At 36.5% G+C, this 23019-nt stretch carries 20 protein-coding genes and 1 pseudogene; 11 read left to right on the forward strand and 10 right to left on the reverse strand.

Going from position 1 to position 23019, the window contains the following annotated elements; translation table 11 throughout:
* Positions 1–17: 17 nt before the first annotated feature.
* From ACFQ02_RS04290 to ACFQ02_RS04300, 3 genes are all read left to right on the forward strand, one after another.
* A complete protein-coding gene (locus ACFQ02_RS04290) occupies positions 18–1562 on the forward strand; it encodes a sugar ABC transporter ATP-binding protein (RefSeq protein ID WP_380819764.1) in 1545 nt (514 codons plus the stop codon).
* A gap of 11 nt (positions 1563–1573) precedes the next feature.
* Positions 1574–2602 carry an ABC transporter permease gene (locus ACFQ02_RS04295; protein ID WP_380819765.1) on the forward strand — a complete coding sequence of 343 codons (1029 nt, stop codon included), beginning with the start codon at positions 1574–1576 and terminating at the stop codon, positions 2600–2602.
* A 71-nt stretch (positions 2603–2673) separates the two neighbouring features.
* Positions 2674–3807: a Gfo/Idh/MocA family protein gene (locus tag ACFQ02_RS04300; RefSeq protein WP_380819767.1), complete on the forward strand. Its 1134-nt coding sequence runs from the start codon at positions 2674–2676 to the stop codon at positions 3805–3807.
* 108 nt (positions 3808–3915) lie between these two features.
* On the opposite strand, the gene iolG is transcribed toward ACFQ02_RS04300, so the two are convergent.
* The 3 genes from iolG to iolD form a co-directional block, all read right to left on the reverse strand.
* Positions 3916–4926 carry an inositol 2-dehydrogenase gene (gene iolG, locus ACFQ02_RS04305; RefSeq protein ID WP_380819769.1) on the reverse strand — a complete coding sequence of 337 codons (1011 nt, stop codon included), beginning with the start codon at positions 4924–4926 and terminating at the stop codon, positions 3916–3918.
* 1 nt (position 4927) lies between these two features.
* A complete protein-coding gene (gene iolE / locus ACFQ02_RS04310) occupies positions 4928–5824 on the reverse strand; it encodes a myo-inosose-2 dehydratase (protein ID WP_380819772.1) in 897 nt (298 codons plus the stop codon).
* 174 nt (positions 5825–5998) lie between these two features.
* Entirely contained in the window at positions 5999–7933 is a 1935-nt protein-coding gene (gene iolD, locus ACFQ02_RS04315; RefSeq protein WP_380819775.1) for a 3D-(3,5/4)-trihydroxycyclohexane-1,2-dione acylhydrolase (decyclizing), read from the reverse strand.
* A gap of 256 nt (positions 7934–8189) precedes the next feature.
* Between iolD and ACFQ02_RS04320 the strand changes: the two genes are divergently transcribed.
* Positions 8190–10106 (forward strand): bifunctional 5-dehydro-2-deoxygluconokinase/5-dehydro-2-deoxyphosphogluconate aldolase, encoded by a 1917-nt coding sequence (locus ACFQ02_RS04320; protein WP_380819778.1) that lies wholly within the window; start codon positions 8190–8192, stop codon positions 10104–10106.
* Positions 10107–10237: 131 nt separating this feature from the next.
* Positions 10238–11062 (forward strand): MurR/RpiR family transcriptional regulator, encoded by an 825-nt coding sequence (locus tag ACFQ02_RS04325; RefSeq protein ID WP_380819781.1) that lies wholly within the window; start codon positions 10238–10240, stop codon positions 11060–11062.
* A gap of 32 nt (positions 11063–11094) precedes the next feature.
* Here the strand turns inward: ACFQ02_RS04325 and ACFQ02_RS04330 are convergent, their stop codons facing one another.
* Both ACFQ02_RS04330 and ACFQ02_RS04335 read right to left on the reverse strand, forming a co-directional pair.
* Entirely contained in the window at positions 11095–11313 is a 219-nt protein-coding gene (locus tag ACFQ02_RS04330) for a tetratricopeptide repeat protein (protein ID WP_380819784.1), read from the reverse strand.
* Positions 11314–11528: 215 nt separating this feature from the next.
* Complete coding sequence (locus ACFQ02_RS04335) at positions 11529–11768, reverse strand: glucose PTS transporter subunit EIIB (RefSeq protein WP_380819786.1); 240 nt, start codon at positions 11766–11768, stop codon at positions 11529–11531.
* A gap of 189 nt (positions 11769–11957) precedes the next feature.
* On the opposite strand from ACFQ02_RS04335, the pseudogene ACFQ02_RS04340 reads away from it, so the two are divergent.
* Positions 11958–13499 (forward strand): annotated as a pseudogene (locus tag ACFQ02_RS04340) (YifB family Mg chelatase-like AAA ATPase).
* A gap of 15 nt (positions 13500–13514) precedes the next feature.
* Here the strand turns inward: ACFQ02_RS04340 and ACFQ02_RS04345 are convergent.
* Together ACFQ02_RS04345 and envC are read right to left on the reverse strand one after the other, a co-directional pair.
* Complete coding sequence (locus ACFQ02_RS04345) at positions 13515–14354, reverse strand: divergent polysaccharide deacetylase family protein (RefSeq protein WP_380819789.1); 840 nt, start codon at positions 14352–14354, stop codon at positions 13515–13517.
* Positions 14351–15574: a murein hydrolase activator EnvC gene (envC, locus tag ACFQ02_RS04350; protein WP_380819791.1), complete on the reverse strand. Its 1224-nt coding sequence runs from the start codon at positions 15572–15574 to the stop codon at positions 14351–14353. Before envC ends, ACFQ02_RS04345 begins: the two co-directional genes overlap by 4 nt.
* A gap of 228 nt (positions 15575–15802) precedes the next feature.
* On the opposite strand from envC, the gene ACFQ02_RS04355 reads away from it, so the two are divergent.
* Entirely contained in the window at positions 15803–16486 is a 684-nt protein-coding gene (locus ACFQ02_RS04355; RefSeq protein ID WP_380819794.1) for a 2,3-diphosphoglycerate-dependent phosphoglycerate mutase, read from the forward strand.
* A gap of 58 nt (positions 16487–16544) precedes the next feature.
* Here the strand turns inward: ACFQ02_RS04355 and ACFQ02_RS04360 are convergent, their stop codons facing one another.
* Positions 16545–17549, reverse strand: coding sequence for a YeiH family protein (locus ACFQ02_RS04360; RefSeq protein WP_380819797.1), 1005 nt, complete (start codon positions 17547–17549; stop codon positions 16545–16547).
* 162 nt (positions 17550–17711) lie between these two features.
* Between ACFQ02_RS04360 and ispF the strand changes: the two genes are divergently transcribed.
* The 4 genes from ispF to nlpD are packed head-to-tail and all read left to right on the forward strand — an operon-like array spanning position 17712 to position 20786.
* Positions 17712–18191: a 2-C-methyl-D-erythritol 2,4-cyclodiphosphate synthase gene (gene ispF / locus ACFQ02_RS04365; RefSeq protein ID WP_380819800.1), complete on the forward strand. Its 480-nt coding sequence runs from the start codon at positions 17712–17714 to the stop codon at positions 18189–18191.
* A gap of 59 nt (positions 18192–18250) precedes the next feature.
* Positions 18251–18991 carry a 5'/3'-nucleotidase SurE gene (surE, locus tag ACFQ02_RS04370; RefSeq protein WP_380819803.1) on the forward strand — a complete coding sequence of 247 codons (741 nt, stop codon included), beginning with the start codon at positions 18251–18253 and terminating at the stop codon, positions 18989–18991.
* Between the two features lie 45 nt (positions 18992–19036).
* Complete coding sequence (locus ACFQ02_RS04375; protein ID WP_380819806.1) at positions 19037–19612, forward strand: YqaA family protein; 576 nt, start codon at positions 19037–19039, stop codon at positions 19610–19612.
* Between the two features lie 49 nt (positions 19613–19661).
* Positions 19662–20786, forward strand: coding sequence for a murein hydrolase activator NlpD (gene nlpD, locus ACFQ02_RS04380; RefSeq protein ID WP_380819809.1), 1125 nt, complete (start codon positions 19662–19664; stop codon positions 20784–20786).
* 57 nt (positions 20787–20843) lie between these two features.
* Here nlpD and ACFQ02_RS04385 read toward each other — a convergent pair whose 3' ends face one another.
* Both ACFQ02_RS04385 and ACFQ02_RS04390 read right to left on the reverse strand, forming a co-directional pair.
* Positions 20844–22112 carry an HlyC/CorC family transporter gene (locus tag ACFQ02_RS04385; RefSeq protein WP_380819811.1) on the reverse strand — a complete coding sequence of 423 codons (1269 nt, stop codon included), beginning with the start codon at positions 22110–22112 and terminating at the stop codon, positions 20844–20846.
* A 45-nt stretch (positions 22113–22157) separates the two neighbouring features.
* Positions 22158–22961, reverse strand: a complete 804-nt coding sequence (locus ACFQ02_RS04390; protein WP_380819813.1) for a cytochrome C assembly family protein — start codon at positions 22959–22961, stop codon at positions 22158–22160.
* Positions 22962–23019: the final 58 nt, after the last annotated feature.

Here is a 23019-nt window from a genome sequence, read left to right on the forward strand (position 1 = left end):
TTTCTTATGGAGGTTATATGTCAACCCCTTTACTTGAAGTAAAAGATCTGACAAAAAGTTTCTCTGGTGTACTAGCACTAGATAGAGTAACTCTAGCAGTTAGAAAAGGTGAAGTTCATGCTTTGCTAGGAGAAAATGGTGCTGGTAAGTCTACATTACTAAAAGCACTTTCAGGAGCTCAACCACAAACTAGCGGTGAAATTACTTTTAACGGTGAAACTCTGGATATTAATGATTCTCCTTTTGACCGCCAACTCAAAGGTATTGTTACTATTTATCAGGAATTTAATTTACTGCCTAATATGACTGTTGCAGAAAATTTTTTCTTAGGTAGAGAGCCTGTAAAAGGCTTATTTATCAATGAAAAAGCAGTTAATGAAGAAGCACAACTCGTACTAGATAATCTTGGGTTAAATATAAAACCCGATACTCAAGTTTCTCGCCTGAGTGTTGCTCAGCAACAAATGGTGGAGATTGCTAGAGCAATGACTTTAAACGCGAAATTAATCATTATGGATGAACCTTCGGCTGCTCTAAGTGATAAAGAGGTGGAAACTCTACACCAAATTGTTCGAGATTTAAAAAATCGTGGGATAAGTGTTATTTACGTAACTCACCGCTTAAACGAAGTATTTGCTCTATGCGATCGTTTTACTGTATTCCAAGATGGTCGTTATTCTGGTGAAGGTGAAGTGAAAAATGTAACAGTTGATGACATTATTAAAATGATGGTAGGACGTGAAGTTGCTTTTACCCGTCGAGCGGCAGAAGAAACTCACCATACCCATCGACCTATTCGTTTAGCGGTAAAAAATTTACACCGTGAAAAACCTGCCCTCGATCCTCACGGCATCGCATTACATGGTGTCTCTTTTAACATTCATGAAGGTGAAGTATTAGGCATAGCTGGCTTAGTGGGAGCTGGTCGGACTGAAATCGCTAGATGCTTATTTGGAGTAGAAAATTATACAGCAGATGAAATTACTCTAGACGGCAAACCTTATTCAGCAACTTCTCCACTAGATGCTCTAGAAAAAGGCGTAGCTCTAGTTCCAGAAGACCGTAAAAAAGAAGGACTAGTGCTAGGGTTACCAATTAAAACTAATATGACATTACCTATCCTAAGTAACTTATTGAAAGGTAATTTATTTGTCGATAATAAAAAAGAAGATGATTTAATTGAAACCTATCGTCAAGCTTTGAGAATAAAAATGGCAAGTAGTGAGTTAGAAGCTCGCAAACTATCTGGTGGTAATCAACAAAAAGTAATTTTAGCTCGTTGCATGGCATTAAATCCTAAATTATTAATTGTTGATGAGCCAACTAGAGGAATTGATGTAGGTGCTAAATCGGAAGTTCATCAAGTTCTATTTGATATGGCAAAACAAGGTGTTGCTGTATTGGTAATTTCGTCAGATTTACCTGAGATTATGGCGATTTCTGACAGGATTATCACTCTGTCCGAAGGTAGAGTAACTGGTGAAATTCACGGTGATGATGCAACTGAAGAAAAATTAATGTCAATGATGGCTGTGGGCGTTCAACGCAAGCAGATGGAATAAGAGAGGTTTGTATGACAACTCAATTTTTAAAAAATATGGGAATGGTTGATGATAAAGGAAAGATTGATTTTATCGCTTTTTTTGAACGCTTTGGTGTACTTATTTTCTTAATTTTATTAGTGATTTTTTTCACTTTGCAAAATAGTGCATTCTTATCTCAACGCAATATCTATAATGTTTTAACTGAAGTATCAATCTTCGGCATTATGGCTGTTGGTATGACTTTCGTGATTTTAACAGCAGGGATTGATCTTTCTGTCGGATCGATCTTAGCAGTAACAGCCATGTTGGCTGCTTATATAATAAAAGGTGATAATACTGTTACTGTTGAAGTCGGTGCCTGGAATGGAATGAGTTGGCTAATCGGTCTTAGTGTTTGTTTAGGACTAGGAACATTTATTGGCTGGCTACATGGATTAGGAGTAACTAAACTCAAACTTCCTCCTTTTATCATTACACTAGGTGGTATGACAATTTGGCGTGGGGTAACTTTAGTATTAAACAATGGTTCCCCTATCGCTGGTTTTGATCAAGGATACCGTTGGTGGGGACGTGGTGACATCTTCAGTGTTCCTGTACCCGTAGTAATTTTTGCTGTAGTCGCTATTATTGGCTATTTTGCTCTACATAAAACACGGTGGGGACGCTATGTTTACAGTGTAGGAGGAAATCCAGAGGCAGCTAGATTAGCTGGAGTAAATATCAACCGCACTTTAGTTAGTGTTTATGTAGTAATCGGTGCATTATCTGGGTTAGCTGGTTTTATTCTATCTGCTCGGCTTGGCAGTGCTGAATCTGTTGCTGGCGTTGCATTTGAATTACGAGTGATTGCCTCCGTCGTCATCGGAGGTACGTCACTAATGGGTGGATACGGTAGAATCACTGGAACCATTATCGGTTCAATCATTATGGGTGTACTTATTAATGGCTTAGTACTGATGGATGTTTCAGCGTACTATCAACAAATTATTATGGGGTTAATTATTATCCTCGCTGTAGCTTTTGATACTTATGCTAAGAGCCGAAGAGGGGCATTATAACGATACAAGCGGTCTGATTTAGCAAAAAATTTGCAAAAACAGACCGCTCTTTTTTATATAGGGTGCGGACTATGAAAACTATCAAAATTGGCTTAGTTGGTACAGGTTATATTGGACGTTGCCATGCGATTGCCTATGCTCAAACGCCTACACTTTTCCCCCTCAAAGGCAAAATCCAACTGGAATATCTTGCCGAAATTAATCAGGAACTTGCCAACCAAAAAGCCCAAGAGTTTGGTTTTTCCCGTGTGACAGATGATTGGCGAAAATTGGTTTCTGACCCTAATGTGGATGTAGTGGATATTTGTACTCCGAATTTCCTTCACAAAGAAATCGCCCTCGAAGCGATTAAACACGGCAAACACATCTACTCAGAAAAGCCACTTGCTTTAACCGCAGCAGATGCTAAAAAAATGGTTGAAGCGGCCAAAAAAGCAGGGGTAAAAACCTTAGTCGGCTTTAACTACATCAAAAACCCAACCACGCAACTTGCCCGTCAAATTATCCAAAATGGTGAAATTGGCGATATTGTGCATTTTTACGGTACACATAACGAGGACTATCTCGCTAATCCAAACACGCCGATTGATTGGCACTGCTATAAAGATAAAGCGGGCTTGGGGACACTTGGCGATTTAGCCGCTCATATTGTCAGTGTGGCTCATTATCTTGTAGGAGAAGATATTGTCAGCGTGATTGGTGATATGCAAACCGTTATTCCTGAACGTCCAAATCCGAAAAATCCGACTGAAAAAGTCAAGGTAGAAAATGAGGATCAAGCAAGTAGCCTTGTTCATTTTGCCAACGGCATAATGGGAACGATCGAAAGCTCTCGTATTGCCTGCGGTCGCAAAATGGGGCTAACCTATGTAGTTACAGGCACTAAAGGTACGTTGAGTTATACTCAAGAACGAATGGCAGAACTCAAACTCTACCTGCACAATGATGACAAATCCCGTCAGGGCTTCAAAACGATTTTAGTTGGACCTGAACACCCAGATTATGCCGCATTCTGCGTGAGTGCTGGACATGGTATCGGTTTTAATGATCAAAAATCCGTTGAAATCCGAGACTTGATTAACGGCATTGCCGCAGATGAACCAATGTATCCTGATTTTGAAGAAGGCTATAAAATTTCCCGAGTGTTAGAGGCGATAGCTAAGTCAGCAAAAGAGAAAAAATGGGTGGAAGTAGAAGAAATATAGTTGAGATTATCTACTAGTAAAAAGTAATGGTGAGTCCAAATTTAAAATAAACAAGCGGTCGTTTAGAAAAATCCACAATACTGACCGCTTATTCATTCAATAGAAAAATTAAGCCACTTCACTCAATTTCACAGGACGATTTTCTTCCAGAGATTTTTTCGCCGCTAATGCAATCAGAACTGGTTGTAAGCCGTCATTGCCGTTTACCAGTGTTGGTTTGTCGTTTACAACAGAATCGACGAAGCAACTAATTTCATCAGCAAAAGATTGCATATAGCGTTCTAAGAAGAAGTATTTTGGTTTTTCGCCAATCACACCATTTTCACCAGAGAACACCGCAGTTGATCCTGTGTCGTTAGTGATGTGGATAGCCCCTTTTGAACCAAATACTTCTGCTCGTTGGTCATAACCGTAAGCGGCTTTGCGACTGTTATCAATCACGCCAATTGCACCATTTGCTAATTTGAGCGTAATTACCGCAGTATCAATGTCGCCTGCTTTACCAATTTCAGGGTTTACCAGAACGGTACCGACTGCAAATACTTCCTCCACTTCGCTACCTGAAAGGTAACGAATCATATCAAAATCGTGAATAGTCATATCGAAGAACATACCACCAGACACTTTGACATACTCAATTGGTGGTGCTTCTGGATCTCGAGAAGTAACGCGAATTACATGTGGTTGACCAATATCGCCTGCGATAACACGATCTTTGATTGCTTTGAAATTATGATCAAAACGACGGTTAAAGCCCACCTGGAATTTTACACCTGCTTTTTCTACAGCAGCTAATACTTCACGAATTTTTTCAGGGTCCGCATCAACTGGTTTTTCACAGAAAACATGTTTACCTGCTTGGGCTGCTTCAATTGAAATCGGTGCATGAGTATTAGTAGAGGAACATACTAATACAGCATCAATTTCAGGGTCTTGCAGGATCTGTTTGTAATCATCATACACTGTTGGAATATCCATTGATTTTGCCCAAGCGGTCAATTCATCAGTAATTCTGACATCAGAAATCGCTTTGATTTCTGCTCCTTTTACATATTTGCTGATACTTTCGGAGTGAACACGACCTATACGACCCGCACCAATAATACCTACTTTTAACATTTTAAACTCCTGCCACTTCACGGATATATTTTCTGCCTTTTAAGGCGTATTCAAATGGGTTTGCGATTGCTGGATCTTGTTCGGCTTCTACCACCATCCAACCTTTGTAGTCGTATTTTTCGAGAATGTCGAAAATCGGTTTGAAGTCAATTACACCATCACCAGGTACAGTAAACGTGCCTTTTTTCACACCCTCTAGGAAGCTCAAATCTTTTTCTTTCACTTCCGCAACCACCTCATCACGCACATCTTTTAAGTGAACATGAACGATACGGTCAATATATTTTTCCAGTACGCCAAGCATCGCTTTTTGGCAACCTTCAGAATAATAAAGATGACCAGAATCGAACAGTAAATAAACATCATCATTCACTTCTGCCATATAACGATCTACTTCTTCAGGTGTTTGAATACCTGTTCCCATATGGTGATGCAAACAAACTTTCATTCCTTTTTCGGCTGCTATTTTTGCTAGCTCATTATAACCTTCAGCCATTTTCTTCCAATCTTCATCATTAAAAATTGGCTTTTCTTTAAAAATGGATTTAGTTGTACCTTGAATACTACGACTCTGTTCAGAACAGCCAATTACTTTCGCACCCATTGCATATAGAAAGTCTCTATGCTTGATGAATTCTGCGATAGTTTCTTCACGCTTACCATCAACAAAAAAAGTGCTGAACCATGCGTTACAAATTTGGATACCACGCACCTCTAATTTTCGTTTAAGTATTTTTATATCACGCGGATATTTATTACCAACTTCACAGCCTGTGTAGCCTGCTAATGCCATTTCACTAATACACTGCTCAAAAGTATTTTCCGCTCCTAATTCAGGTAGATCATCATTTGTCCAACCAATAGGTGCAATACCAAGCTGAATATTTTCTGCTTTCATAGAAAAACCTCATTTAAATTAGAGATAAATAAATTCATAAACGGTGGGGTTTGCAAAAAATGTTGCAAATCGACCGCTCTTTTTTTTCCCTCTCCTCTAAATCTTCTATCTATTACACGAAATAGATGAATACCTAGTCAGCTTTGAGCTTGTACTCACGGAGAGAAAAAACGATTAATATCGTCTAGCTTTCGCTAATTGTTCTTCTGCTCTTTGTCTCGCTTGTCGAACTCGTTCACTTTCAGATACTTCTGCAACTCCAACATGCCACCAGCTACCATAGCCATGAGCCATTGTTTTAGGTAAAACTTTAACATCAATCAGCGTTGAAACTGTCTGTTGTTTTGCATCTTGCAAAGCGGCTCGTAATTCTGTTTCAGTAGTGACACGATAAGTTTTACAACCATACGCTTCGGCATTTTTTGCGAAATCAATCGGCACTAAACCGCCATTAAGCTGGTTAGCTTCGTTATTACGGAAGCGAAATTCTGTACCAAAGCTGTCCATACCATTGCCAATTTGCAAGTTGTTGATACAACCATTAGCCATATTATCGAACAGTATCACATTAATTTTTTTACTTTCTTGGATTGAAGTAACCAATTCTGAATGAGCCATTAAGTAAGAACCATCACCGAGCAATGCATACACTTCTTGCTCAGGACGAGCAATTTTCACACCAACTGCTGCACTCACTTCGTAGCCCATACAGGAGTAGCCATATTCAAGGTGGTAAGTTTCTTCTCCTTTAGTTAGCCAAGTTCGTTGTAAATCACCTGGTAAACTGCCCGCTGCTGCCACAATAATTCCATCATTTTCAATCAGTTCGTTTACAATCCCTAACACTTGCGATTGAGTAAGCTGTGAGCCTGTCAGTTTAATAAATTCGTTATGTACTGCTTTGTGGTCTAAATCATCGTTGATTTCAGGAGTGAAATTGGCGGTATATTTGATACTGTGCAAGCGTTGAATTTCATCATTAAAATCTGATTTTGCTTGAATAATCTCATTACCCCATTGAGCTTGATAACTACTTGGCAAAGCGTCACTTAATGCTTCTAATGCTGTTTTGGCATCCGCAACCAATTGTACGCCGTCTAATTTATAAGCATCAAAACGAGCAACGTTGATATTTAAAAACTGTACTGTTGGATTTTGGAAAATCCATTTTGACGAAGTAGTGAAATCCGTATATCGAGTCCCAATACCGATCACCAAATCAGCTTCTTTTGCTAAGCGATTTGCAGCCAAACACCCTGTTTCACCGACACCACCGACATTCAATTCATAGTCAGAAATGACCGCACTTTTACCTGCTTGAGTTTCGGCAAACGGAATGCCAAACCGTTTAGCAAACTGCTGTAACATATTGCCAGCCTGTGAATAACGAACTCCACCGCCACAAACAATAAGTGGCTTCTTCTTCGCCTGAATTAACTTCACTGCTTGCTCGATCATTGCCAATGTCGGAGGTGTACGCTCTAAACGATGAACCCGTTTTTGCAGAAAACTATTTGGGAAATCATAGCATTCAGCCTGTACATCCTGTGGTAATGCGATTGTTACCGCACCTGTTTCTGCAGGGTCAGTGAGTACACGAAATGCGTTAATACAGGCACTCATCAATTGTTCTGGACGTTGTATTCTATCCCAATATTTGCTAACTGCTCGAAGGGCATCATTAGTGCTTATACTTAAATCATAAGATTGTTCAATTTGCTGTAACACAGGATCGGGCTGACGAGTTGCAAATACATCACCTGGTAACAATAAAAGCGGAATGCGGTTTGCTGTTGCCGTTGCTGCGGCAGTAACCATATTTGCCGCACCTGGTCCGACAGAAGAAGTACAAGCAATAATTTTTTGACGCAAGTTCTGTTTAGCGAAACCAATAGCTAAATGTGCCATACCCTGCTCATTCCTACCTTGGTAAAGTGTTAATTTACCAGCACATTGTGCTAATGCTTGCCCTACCCCTAATACATTACCATGCCCAAAAATTGCGGCAATACCGTGCACAAATTTAATCTCTTTGCCATCCACTTCTAAGTATTGATTATCTAAAAATTGGACTAGTGCTTGTGCGACAGTTAAACGAGTTGTTTGCATAAAGCCCCCTTGTATGGCAACCACATAAAGCGGTTATATTTTTGTAAAAAAATGCCAAAATGAAAATTTTGTTTCATTATTCTATCAATAAAATTGAAAAAAAGATGTGAACAACCTCACATTTCTATTAATTAATTGCCTTATTTTTCAAAGTGAGAACAAGATCACAGAAATCATAATTTAAAAATTGAAATAAAAATTTCATTTTTGTATGATAGGTTAAGATAAAATTATTTTTCATTGAAAGGAGCATTTTATGGCGACTGTAAATCATCAAGAACGTCCACTTGATCTTATCTGTTTAGGGCGAGTAGCTGTTGATTTCTACGGACAGCAAATCGGTTCTCGTTTAGAAGAAATGACAACATTTTCTAAGTATTTAGGTGGTTCATCAGGGAATGTAGCCTATGGTACAGCAGTACAAGGTTTGCGTTCGTCTATGTTAGCTCGAGTTGGTGATGAACATATGGGACGCTTCCTACGTGAAGAATTAGAAAGTGTCGGTGTGGATACTAGTCACTTGATAACTGACAAGGAACGTTTAACTGCTTTAGTTATTCTAGGCATTAAAGATAAAGAAACTTTTCCATTGATTTTCTACCGTGATAACTGTGCTGACATGGCGATTACTAAAGATGATTTCAGTGAAGATTATATTGCATCTAGTCGTGCATTAGCCATTACAGGTACTCATCTTTCCCATCCTAAAACTCGTGAAGCTGTGTTAACCGCATTAAAATACGCGGGTAGAAATGAAGTGAAACGAGCATTGGATATTGATTATCGCCCAGTGCTTTGGGGCTTAACTTCCCTTGGTGATGGAGAAACTCGTTATATTGATAGTGTAGAAGTAACTAAATCCCTACAAGAAGTATTACATCATTTCGATGTGATTGTCGGCACTGAAGAAGAATTCCATATTGCTGGCGGTTCAACAAATACACTGACCGCATTGAAAAATGTACGAAAAGTATCAAATGCTACATTAGTGTGCAAGCGTGGAGCATTAGGCTGTTCAGTTTTTGAGGGCGAATTACCTGATGATTTAGATGGTGGTTTAAATGTGTATGGCGTGCGTGTTGAAGTGCTAAATGTGCTAGGTGCAGGTGATGCATTTATGTCTGGCTTAATGCGAGGCTACTTAAACAATGAAGGCTGGGAACAAGCTTGTCATTATGCAAATGCTTGTGGTGCATTAGTTGTTTCTCGCCATGGTTGTTCTCCTGCGATGCCAACAAAACGGGAATTGGACGATTATTTAACAAGAGCTAGCAGTGTACCTCGTCCAGATCTAGATGAGCGGTTAAATCATTTACACCGTGTTACAACTCGTAAAAAACAATGGGATAATCTCTGTATTTTTGCATTCGATCACCGTAAACAAATGGTAGAAATGGCAAATAAAGTAGGGGCAAATATCGAACGTTTACCAAAACTTAAACAACTCCTACTAAAAGCGATGGAACAAACTGCCAAATTAGCTGGACTTCCACAAGATCAAGCGGGAATTTTAGCTGACACTACTTTTGGACAAGATGTACTCAATAATATTACAGGTAAACACTATTGGATTGCTCGTCCTATTGAAGAACCGTCGTCCCGACCATTGGAATTGGAATACGGCGATTTAGGTACACAATTATCCTCTTTTCCAAAAGATCACGTGATTAAATGCTTAGCGTTTTATCATCCAGAAGATGACTATAATATAAAATCCGTTCAAGATCGAAAACTTAAAGAAATCTATCAAGCTTGTTGTCGAACAGGTCATGAGCTACTACTAGAAATTATTTTGCCTTCAGATATGCCTCAAAACGAAAAGTTCTATAATCAAGCAATTGAGCACTTCTATCAACTAGGCATTAAACCAGAATGGTGGAAATTACCTAGTGTATCAAATGAACAGTGGCAAATAATCTCCAAAACAATTGACAACTATGATCCTGATTGCCGTGGTATCCTAATATTAGGGCTAGATGCTCCTCTCGATGCCTTTAAAGTCGCTTTTGAGCAGACAAAAGGCTGTGAAAAAGTTAAAGGCTTTGCTGTTGGACGCACTATTTTCGGCAAACCGTCAGAACAATGGCTCGCTGGCAAACTTGATGATCAAGCTCTCATTAAAACTGTGTCAGAAAACTACCGCACTTTAATCGATCTTTGGCAAAATCGTTGATTCATTATTTGTTCCCCCCTCTTAGTCAAGAGGGGTTTATTAAAATTTTGTTGATATGAGCCTATTATTATTAAAAATAGCGTATAATTCAGCACGTTTCCTGTTTTCAAATAAAAATTAAAGAATAAAAAATGAATACACTCACTCAATTAGCTAATTTTCAAGATGAAATCCGAAAGCAGTACAACGGATTAAGCAAACGTCTCAAACAAGTAGCAAAATATATGCTGGATAATGGCAACAATGTTGTCTTTGATACTGTTTCAACTACCGCTGAACGAATTGGTGTCCCTCCTTCCACTTTAATTCGTTTTGCTAACGCTTTTGGGTTTAGTGGTTTTAATGAGATCAAACAACTTTTTCGTCAAGATATGATGGAACGTACTTCCTGTTATACTGAACGCATACAACTTTTCCGACAAATCGAGCATGTTGATGAACAAAGAAGTGAACTGAATCATATTCTGGATCTCTTTATACAAGGCAACACTCAAGCCTTACAACAACTTGCATCACAAGCCAGTCAAGAAAATTTAGATAAAACAATAGAAATTTTAAACCAAGCTAAACGAATTTTTATAGTAGGATTAAAACGCTCATTTAGCATAGCGAACTATCTCAATTATACTTTGCACCATTTAAACTATGATGTATTTATGATCGATGGTTCAGGTGGGATGTTTGATGAGCAGCTCAGTCGCATTCGAGAAAATGATGCTGTCATTGCAATCAGTTTTTCTCCGTACGCAAATGAAACGCTAAACGTTGTAACTGCCACAGCTAAAGCTGGTGTCAAACATATTGCGATTACTGATAGCCAACTTAGCCCATTACTAGCATTCAGTGACGTATCATTTATTGTTAAAGAAGCTCAAGTTAGCGGTTTCCGCTCTCAATGTGCCACGATGACTTTGGCACAGACTATCGCCGTTTACCTAGCGTTAAGTAAAATCTAATAAAAAACCTCAGCATTAGCTGAGGTTTTTTATTAATGTATCATCATTCTCAACATTCCTTGAACTTTAGCATCTCCTTGCTCCGCCGATTTTTGAGACCATTCAAACGCTTGCTGATAATCTTGTTCTACACCTTTTCCATTATAATACATAAGCCCCAACATCCGTTGAGCTTTAGCATCTCCTTGCTCTGCAACTTCTTGATACAATTGAATCATTTGATAATCTGCACTATTTTCATCAAAACACATAATTTATATCTCCTATTACTACCAATATATTGTTTTCCCTGTATCCACAAGATACAGGGAAAATCAAGTATACTTGATTTAAAATTGATGAAATTATAAGCAATTAAACTAATTTTTTTATGAGAATCAAAAAATATAATTGGTGAGTTTAAAGAAAAATTTACAAATGGAAAAACATCAAATAAAAATAGACTTGCTCTTAGCAAGTCTATTTTTTAACTAATTAACGCTTTAATCTGATCACGATATTGTGCTGATTTTATTCCAAAAATAATTTGTTGCGTGTTACTGACTTTTACTACATCAACAGCACCCAGTTTTTTGAGCGTTGATTTATTTAATAATTTATTATCATGTAGTACAACTCTTAAACGAGTTAAACAAGCATCTACTTGATTAATATTTTCTTTACCACCTAACGCATTGATAATATCTAAGATTGTTGTTTCAGACATTTTCCCTCCAATATCAAATTCACTAAACTCTTACATAATAAATTAAAAAGTTTCACGTTTGCTCATTCTACTCTCTTTATCTTGATTAGAAAAATTTTATTTTTACGATAAGGATCGCAAAATAGTGCGGTCAGAATTTTATTTTTTCTGTGTTTTCTTATAGTGAAAGTAAAAATGAAGGAAATAAATATGTCATTAGCTATCGTTTATAGTCGAGCGTCGATGGGCGTTCAAGCTCCTTTAGTCACTATTGAAGTACATTTAAGTAATGGGAAACCAGGCTTTACTCTTGTAGGATTGCCCGAAAAAACTGTAAAAGAAGCACAAGATCGCGTTAGAAGTGCTTTGCTAAATGCTAACTTCAAATATCCTCCTAAACGTATTACTGTCAATCTCGCACCCGCAGATTTACCCAAAGAAGGGGGGAGATTTGATCTTCCTATCGCTATCGGAATATTAGCCGCTTCAGGTCAAATTAATGATAATAAATTAAAGCAATTTGAATTACTTGGCGAACTCGCGTTGACTGAAAATCTACGTGGCGTACATGGCGTTATTCCAGCTATTTTAGCGGCTAAAAAAGCTAAACGTAACCTAATCATAGCCAGTCATAACGCTAATGAGGCAGCTTTAGTTTCTGATCAAACATCTTACTTCGCTGACAATTTACTCAGTGTTGTACAATTTTTAAATGATCAAAAAAATCTTCCTATAGCGACAGTTCTAACTAGAGACAGTACAGTAAATTTTTCCCCTTTCGTACAAAAAGACTTAACTGATATTATTGGGCAACATCATGCAAAACGAGCTTTAATTATTGCCGCTGCTGGGCAACATAATTTATTATTTTTAGGTCCTCCTGGAACGGGGAAAACGATGCTTGCAAGTCGCTTAACTACACTTTTACCTGAAATGTCTGATCAAGAAGCTATTGAAACAGCATGCGTCACAAGTTTAGTGCAAAATGAATTAAATTTTCATAACTGGAAACAACGACCTTTCCGCTCCCCACATCATAGTGCCTCAATGGTAGCATTAGTCGGTGGTGGTACAATTCCTAAACCTGGAGAAATATCCCTTGCTCACAATGGCGTGTTATTTTTAGATGAATTACCTGAATTCGAGCGAAAAGTACTTGACGCTTTACGCCAACCATTAGAAAGCGGTGAAATTATCATTTCAAGGGCAAATGCAAAAATTCGTTTTCCTGCACGTTTTCAGCTAATTGCCGCAATGAACCCAAGTCCTACAGGACACTATACGGGTACGCATAACCGCACTTCACCATAACAAATTATGCGTTATTTAAATCGGTTATCAGGTCCCTTTTTGGATCGCTTTGATCTATCAATTGAGGTACCTTTACTACCTCAAGGAACATTGCAAAATCTCTCTAATTCAGATAATAGGGGCGAAAATTCCGCTCAAGTGCGGTCAAAAATTCTAAAAATTAGAGAAATTCAGTTAGCCAGAGCAGGAAAAATTAACGCTCACTTGAATAGCAAAGAAATTGAACGGGATTGTAAAATCTCAACTCAAAATGCAATTTTCCTAGAAAATACGTTAACTAAATTAGGATTATCTGTACGGGCTTATCATCGTATTTTAAAAGTTTCACGTACTATTGCGGATCTCAATGGGGAAAATCAAATATCTCAACCTCACTTAGCAGAAGCTTTGAGTTATAGAGCAATGGATCGTTTATTGCAAAAATTATCAAAAAATCTGTAAAAAGGATTTTTAATCTTACTTTGGCACGCCCCTTAATAATGGGATTTTTTCAAAAGGAGCCACGGATGTGGATGCAGGTGTATCAGAAAAAGGAATGAGCATAGGTTTCACTGTAGTCATCGTTCCTTTCCATAAACTAGCAATTCCTACTAATTTTATATCTGTAGGTAAATTTTCAATACCATTTTTTAATACATTAAGGGTGTTGCGACGAGGATGCCCTATAACTATAGCGACTCCCTGTTTTCGAGCATAACGAATTGCATTATCGAACTGTGTTCGAATACTATTAACTTGATCACTATTATCTAAAAAAATGTGACGTTCCAGAGTGGGAATTTTATGTTGCCTAGCAATTTTTGCAGCGACAGAACGTCCCGTAGTTTTACTGTCTAAAAATGCTAAATTTTGATCATGAAGTACTACCATTAATTTTTGCATTAAACTAACATCTGAAGTTGCAGCACTCCCCATATGATTATTCATTCCCACAGCATCAGGTAAAATCCTTTTCGCATTAATTACTCGCTGATTCACTTCATTTTGACTTAATCCTAACAGCAAACCACCTTCTTCAATCTTTTGATTATTTATCGGTTGCATTGGCATATGGATTAAAATATCTCGATTTTGCTGCTTGGCTAACTGATTACGTTGTTTGGCGTAAGGTGCTGAAGGGATAATAGCAACTGAGACTTCTCTGGGTAATGAATAAACCTCTGAGTCTAACTTAGCATGATAACCAATATCATCAATAACAATTGATAATTGCCCTGCATTAATAGAAAATGCTTGAAATAAAATCCCTAAAACGAAACTCATTTTTATCAATTTTTGCAAAGTATTCTTTATCATCTCAACCACCCAATAGGATTGACTGCAATGCCTTTACGGCGAATTTCAAAATACAAGTTACTTTGTTGTTGCCCGCCTGACATTCCTACTTCTGCAATTTTTTGCCCCGCTTTAACAAGCTGACCTTCTTTCACCGAAACAGCTTGATTATAACCATAAAGGCTTAAATCATCATTACCATGCTTAATTATAACCATATGTCCATAACCTCGCAGCCAACTAGATAAAATTACTCGTCCATTTGCTATAGCTTTAACTGGTGAACCTGCTTTAGCACTAATTACTATACCTTTCCACTTTATTTCACCAATTTGAGTTGAACCAAACCCATTGAGGATTTTTCCTACAACTGGATAAGCGTATTGTTTCTTAGGATACCCTAAACCCTTTTTACTTACTATCTCTCCTTTCCCTTCAACTTTTGACCGATGAATAGACTGTTCGTGCTGTTGAGATTGTTTTTTCTTATTCGCAAAAACTTCTCGTTCATTTTTTTCTTGTTCACGAGCAAGTTGTTCAGCTTTCGCTATCCGTTTGAGTAATGTATCCTCATTGGCTTTTAAAGTATTCAATTTATCCTGTTCCAGAGATAAATTTTGATTTATACGTTCTAATGTAAGTTGTCGTTCTTTTTGTACTCGTTGAAGTGCTTTTTGTTGGCTTTCTTGATCCTCAAGTTGATCTTGCTGTATTTTCTTTTGTTCTCTTATCCTCTCCTGACTATTCACCAAATTATTCTCTGTTACATTCAGCTCATTAATTAGTGCCAATCTTGTTTGATTTAAATGTTGATAATACGCTTTCATACGCTGTACTTTTTGAGCATCTTGTGAAAATAATTTTTCTAGTAAAGACGGATTAAAATCTAAACGACGTATAAGCTCCAATTGTTTAGCCAACTTGTTTTTTTGTGCTATTTTTTGTTTTCTTAATTGTTTAGTCTGTCTTTCTGTTGCTGAAATATGTTTATTTATTTCTGTCAGATTAGATTTTGTTTCATTTAATTTCCCAATAACTTGACTAATTCTATTCTCTTGATTTTGCAAAGTATCTTGTAGTTTCTTTTGTTCTTGCCTTTTTTCAACGATTTTCTGTTCTTGCTGTTTAATTCGGTTCTGCAATTCAGATAATTCATTTGCATAAGCAAGAAAACTCACGCTTACGTATAAAAAAAGTGCGGTAAGAAATTTGATTTTTTTCAATTTGTGAAATAGCAACATAATTATATTTAGAAGTTTTACACCATTTAACTTAAGGATAAATTTTATACAAAGTATGGTCATTTAAAAATTTACTACTCTAGTATTGCGGTTTATTTTAACTGCACAGTGATGAGTTTACAAAAAATTTGCGAAAAATCAGAAAATCGATGTTTTCCGATTAAAAAAAATAAAATTTTGGTATAAACTATAAAGCAGTTTTTAATAAATTTACTTTAGGAGATAACTATGGAGTTAGTATTTATTCGTCACGGTTTTAGTGAGTGGAATGCAAAAAACCTTTTTACAGGTTGGCGTGATGTAAATTTAACCGAACGTGGTGTTGAAGAAGCAAAAGCTGCAGGTAAAAAATTGCTTGATGCAGGTTATGAATTTGACATTGCTTTTACATCAGTTCTAACTAGAGCCATTAAAACTTGCAACATTGTACTAGAAGAATCAAATCAACTTTGGATTCCACAAGTGAAAAACTGGCGTTTAAATGAACGCCATTATGGAGAATTACAAGGATTAGATAAAAAAGCGACAGCAGAAAAATACGGTGATGAACAAGTCCATATTTGGCGACGTTCTTACGATACATTACCACCACTTTTAGATCCTAAAGATCCGAATTCTGCTCATAATGATCGCCGTTACGCTAATTTACCTGCAGATGTTATTCCAGATGGTGAAAATCTAAAGGTAACGCTAGAACGTGTATTACCATTTTGGGAAGATCAAATCGCACCTGCATTGCTTTCAGGTAAACGTGTGCTAATTACTGCTCATGGTAATTCCTTGCGTGCTTTAGCAAAACACATTATTGGTATTTCTGATGCCGATATTATGGATTTTGAAATTCCTACTGGTCAGCCATTAGTATTGAAGTTAGATGATAAATTAAACTTCGTTGAAAAATTTTATCTTTAATCCAAGCTTAAAATCCACTCATTTGAGTGGATTTTTCACATTTAGTGTTCGTAATACTTTAATTAAAAATTGAGTGAAAAAATAAGTTTATTAAAAATCCTCCCAAAATTAACCAAACACTAACTAACGCACCAAGCAATAATGGCTTTGTACCCGCTTGCTTAATAGACAAAATATTAGTGGTTAAACCTAGAGCTGACATTGACATCATTAATAAAATAGTATCGAGTTCGATTAACCAATCTACTAATTCAGGTTGAATTAAATTAAAAGAATTAACAACCGCAACTAAAATAAAATATAAAGCAAAAAATGGCATTGTTATTTTGCCTTGAGATTCATTTTTATTGACGTAATAAGATAGTGTAAACAGAAATGGAGCCAGCATCATTACACGAATCATTTTAGAAATTACAGCTGTATCAGCTACTGCGGGATTAATCGTACTACCTGCTGCATATACTTGAGCTACTTCATGAATAGTCGAGCCAATATAAATACCAAATTGCTCTGTACCAAGATAATCGATCAGAAACGGATACATCAATGGATATAAGAACATACTGATCGTACCAAAAATTACAATTAATGCTACTGCTACTGATACTTTATAAGGTTGGGCTTTAACTACAGGTTCAGTCGCCATAATTGCTGCAGCACCACAGATACTACATCCAGCTGCTGTCATTTGCACAATTTGTTTATCAATTTTCAACAACTTTATACCAATCCAGCAAGTAACAAAAAAAGTGGCTACTAATAAAACAGCATCAGAAAGCACCGCACTTGCACCAACCTGACCAATATCTTGCAAAGTAATTCGAAAACCATACAAGACAATCCCTGTACGTAATAAAAAGCCTTTTGAAAATGCCACTCCTGATTGAGTATAATGAGATATGTGCTGGTAAAAAGTATTACCACATATAATACCGATTAAAATAGCAATTGTTAAAGCACCGAAATGCCATTGTAACGCAAGTTGTGTTCTGGCTAGAAAAGTCGCCACACCAGCAATAACTAGAGTTAGAATTAGCCCTGGCAAATAGCTTAACTGTTTCATACAAATTCTCAATCCAAATGTAAAAGTTAATAAAATATTTTCTATTATATTACTATATGTTTTCTTTGACATTAAAAATAATTACTAAAATGAAGTGTATTTTTTTAGAAAAATAGTATGGAATGCTATAATCCAACTATAATTAACCAATAAGGAAAAAATATGTTCAAAATAGGTCATGGGTTTGATGTGCATGCTTTTGGTGGTGAAGGTCCAATTATCATTGGCGGAGTAACTATCCCTTATGAACAAGGGTTAGTAGCTCATAGTGACGGAGATGTTGCTCTCCATGCATTAACAGATGCTCTACTTGGTGCAGTGGCATTAGGCGATATTGGTAAATTATTCCCTGATACTGATATGCAATATAAAAATGCTGATAGTCGTGATTTATTGCGTAAAGCTTATTATCAAGTGCAACTAAAAGATTATATAGTAAACAATGTAGATATAACTATTATTGCTCAGGCCCCTAAAATGAGACCATATATTGATAAAATGAGAATGTTAATCGCTCAAGATCTACAGTGCAATATAGAACAAGTCAATGTAAAAGCAACTACAACAGAAAAATTAGGCTTTACTGGGCGTGGCGAAGGCATTGCTTGCGAGGCTGTAGTGTTATTAATTAAAAGTAAATAGAAACAGTACTTATTTACTTACAAATATAAAATTTTTAAATAAATTAACTCGGAGAACTTATGCATATTTTACTTTCCAATGATGACGGCATTCACGCCGAAGGAATTAAAGCATTAGCTGAAGAATTACGCAAAATCGCACAAGTTACTATTGTTGCACCAGATCGAAATCGCAGTGCTGCATCTAGCTCTTTAACCCTAGTAGAGCCTTTACGCCCTATCAAAATTGACAGTGGTGATTATTGCATTAATGGAACACCAGCAGATTGTGTACATTTAGCATTAAATGGTTTTCTATCTGGACGAGTAGACCTTGTAATATCTGGTATTAACGCAGGAGTAAATTTAGGTGATGATGTAATTTATTCTGGTACAGTAGCAGCCGCACTCGAAGGAAGGCATCTTGGCTTACCTGCTATTGCGGTATCTCTAGACGGGCGACAGCACTATGAAACAGCAGCTAAAGTAGTGTGTGAACTAGTGCCAAAATTACATAATCAATTGTTAAAAAGTCGTGAAATTATCAACATTAATGTACCCGATATTCCTTATGAGCAATTAAAAGGTTTCAAAGTCTGTAAATTAGGATACCGTGCAGCCGCATCAGAAATGATTAAACAGCAAGATCCTCGTGGAGAAACGATTTATTGGATCGGTCCATCAGGGTTACCTGAAAATGAAAGTGAAGGAACTGATTTTCATGCCGTAAAAAATGGTTATGTATCAATCACGCCATTACAAGCAGATATGACCGCTTACCACTCGCTCGACGCTTTACAATACTGGTTAAAAAGCGAATAATATGCAACAAATTTTATTTAATTTTTAATAAAAAAGGAAAAAACATTGAATATTTTCGGTGCGATGTACGACAAAACTATGCAATGGTCAAAACATCGATTCGCGGCTTTTTGGCTATCTTTTGTGAGCTTTATTGAAGCTATTTTTTTCCCCATACCGCCAGATGTGATGTTGATTCCAATGTCGATGTCAAAACCTCAAAGTGCAATAAAATTCGCTAGTTATGCGGCTATAGCTTCTGCAATAGGTGGTGTAATTGGATACAGCTTAGGCTACTATGCTTTTGATTTTGTCAAATACTATATTGAACTATGGGGATATCAAGGTCAGTGGCATAAAGCAGTAAGCTGGTTTGAAGAATGGGGAGTATTAGTCGTATTTATTGCGGGATTTTCGCCTATCCCTTATAAGATATTCACTATCTGTGCAGGGGTAATGCAAATGGCATTTTTACCCTTTTTAATTACTGCTCTGATTTCCCGTGCAGCCCGTTTTCTACTTGTAGCTAAATTAGCCGCTTGGGGGGGTGAAAAATTTTCTGCTAAATTACGGCAATCTATTGAGATCATCGGCTGGTCTTCTGTTGGACTAGCGATAGTAGTGTATTTAATTTTGTCTTAATTAACAACTAATTACATAAATTATTTTAAAAGATAACGAGGAAATAGAAATGAATAAATCGTTTTTAATGTTACCCATAGCTACTCTCATAGTGGCTTGTTCTAGTACATCTTTAGCACCTGTTGAAAATGCAGATGGTGTACTATCACCAGGTGTGATGGAACCCGTTGGACAACATAATAATAACCCCACTTGGCAACCACAAATTGAACAACAAAGCATGCCAGAAAATATGCAAGTATCGCCATCTGCGAATATAAACGTTGAACAAAATCGCTCTCAAGCAATTTCCCCAACGACAAAACAAATAAATAATGTTACTACAGAAACAAAACCAAAAGTTTCACAACATTTTGAAATTCCTCGAGATCCGCAAACGAATTATCCTGTTTACAGTAAAATTGATAAAGGCTTTTATAAAGAGGAAACATACCAAGTCCGAAAAGGCGATACTATGTTTTTAATCGCTTATATTGCGGGTATGGATGTAAAAGAACTAGCTGCATTAAACAATTTGAAAGAACCTTATACTCTAAGTGTTGGTCAAGTATTAAAAATTTCTAATAATGCAACCGCACTTACAACAACACCAACAACTCAATCTGCCAAGCAACCAACAGCCACTCAGCCTGCTAAAAGTACTGTGACTTATACTCAAGGTCCAAATGGCACAAAATATGGTTCAGATGGCACAATTATCGGACCCGTTAAATCAACTCAGGGGGCATCTACACCAATTAAACCTGCTAACCCAATGGCAACTCAACCAATATTAAAACCACAACCAACAAATGCAATATCTAATGTTGCTTGGTATTGGCCAACCAACGGCAGTATAGTACAAGGATTTTCTACTTCTGATGGTGGAAATAAAGGAATTGATATTAAAGGCTCTCGTGGTCAAGCAGTTAATGCTGCAGCAAGTGGGCGTGTAGTTTACGCAGGTAATGCATTAAGAGGATACGGTAATTTAATTATTATTAAACACAATGATGATTTTCTGAGTGCATATGCACATAATGAAAGTATCTTAGTAAGAGATCAGCAAGAAGTAAAAGCTGGTCAACAAATCGCAAAAATGGGGAGTTCAGGGACAAATGATGTAAAATTACACTTTGAAGTTCGCTACAAAGGAAAATCTGTCGATCCAATGCGTTATTTGCCAAAACGCTAAATAAAAAAGTGCGGTTATTTTTATTTTAATAACCGCACTTAATAACGTTTATCATCGTTATTTAGTCTGTAACTCTTCAACTTTTGCTTGCTTCACCATATTGTCTGAAACTTCCAAGATCGTAATTTTCAATCCATTAATTTCGCTACTTGTTCCCACTTCAGGAATCTCTTCTAGATGTTCAAGAATTAATCCATTAAAAGTTCTAGCATCTTCCGTATCCAAATTCCAATTAAATAGCTTATTAAGATCACGTAAATTGGCTGAACCATCAATAATAATTGTACCATCAGATTGTTCACTGACTTCTTCATCAATAGAAGGTGACATTGATGTAGTAAATTCACCAACAATCTCCTCTAAAATATCCTCTAATGTGATTAATCCTTTAATATCTCCGTACTCATCGACAACTAATCCAATTCGCTCTTTCTTATTACGAAAGTTCAAAAGCTGAGCATTTAATGCAGTCCCTTCTGGAATAAAATAAACTTCATCAACAGCACGAATAAGTGTTTCTTTATTAAATTCATTTTTATCCATCATTAAACGATAAGCCTCACGCACTCGCAAAATGCCTAAAATATTTTTATCCATATCTTCTTTATATAACACTATCTTGCTATGCGGTGTGTGATTAAGCTGACGCATTATAGATTTCCAATCATCTTCAATATTGATACCGCCAATATCGTTACGAGGCACCATAATGTCATCAACGGTAACTTTTTCTAAATCTAAAATAGAAAGCAACATTTGCTGATGTGCAAAAGGAATAAATTTTGCCGATTGATTGACTACTACTCTTAGCTCTTCAGTACTTAAAGAAGTGGAAGAAACATTACGTTTTACTCCACATAACAACATCAAACTACGAATAATCAAATTCATGATATAAACTAAGGGAGAGCAAATTTTCAACAACAGCTGCAATAAATGACTACTTGCAAAAGCCACTTTTTCGGGGTAAATCGCAGCAATAGATTTAGGAAAGATTTCAGAAAAAATTAACATTACAAACGTTAGCATCCCAGTAGCAATCGCAACGCCTACATCACCGTATAACCGCATACCGATAATAGTTGCTATAGCGGAAGCTAGAATATTGACTAAATTATTACACAGTAAAATTAACACTAAAATTGAGTCCGTTCGTTTTAGCAAGCTTTCTGCTTTCTTTGCTCCTCGATGCCCTTTATCAGCTAAAACTCGCATACGATAACGATTAGAAGAAAGTAACCCTGTTTCCGAACCCGAAAAATAGGCTGATAAAATTAATAAAATAACTAGTGTAATAAACAAGCTAGTAAGAGGAATACTGTTCAAAATTATTATCCTTAAATATAATCAAAACGTTATTCATTTATAAAACTAAACTACTTCAAACATCATTCGACTACCAAAGTAAGCAATTGTTAGTAAAATCATTGCAGAGATAGAGTAAATAATCATTTTTTTACCACGCCAATTAAGTTTCCAGTGACCAGCCAAAGCAAAAGCAAAAACTAACCACGCTAAAAACGAAAAAGTTGCTTTTTGGATATTTTGCTCTTCCATAAAATTAGGGAAATAAATACAACCCGAAATAAGAGCTAAAGTTAATAAAAATTCACCAGTAATCATTAAACGAAAAAAATGTCGTTCAACCGTCATTAATGGTGGAATAACGGGAGAAAAAGATAATTTTTTTCTTTTTAAATTACGATCTAACCAAAACAATTGAATAGCATAAAGCATGGTCATAAAACATAAAGCATAAGCAAATAAAGCTAGCCCAACGTGAATAAATAAACCTATATCTTGCACAAGAAGAGAGTTAATATTAGTAGCTAAAACAGTTTGCAAAATCAGATTAATCACAGCAAAACAGTATACAATAGGGATCAATAGCCAAAGCGTTTTTACTTTAAAATACATCGCCACCGTAGCAAGAAATGCCATAATTAAACTAATCAACGATCCTATTTCTGCAAGACTAAAAGGACTTTCAGTGAATAACTGAGAAAATAGCGAATTTAAACTTAAAAAATGAAAAATAATAGCTATAAGAGCGGTTAAAAAAAATAAATTTTTATTGGTTTTACTTTTTTCATTCAGCTGAGTTTTGAGCAAAATTGGGCTAATACATAAAATACTGCTCAAATATAAAATTATTGCCACAATCGCACACCACATATTATTTACCTCATTAACTGATTATCGTTTTATTCTAGCCTTGCTCACACAAAATCGC

Source organism: Seminibacterium arietis (genome assembly GCF_042675725.1).
Classification (GTDB): Bacteria; Pseudomonadota; Gammaproteobacteria; order Enterobacterales; family Pasteurellaceae; genus Seminibacterium; species Seminibacterium arietis.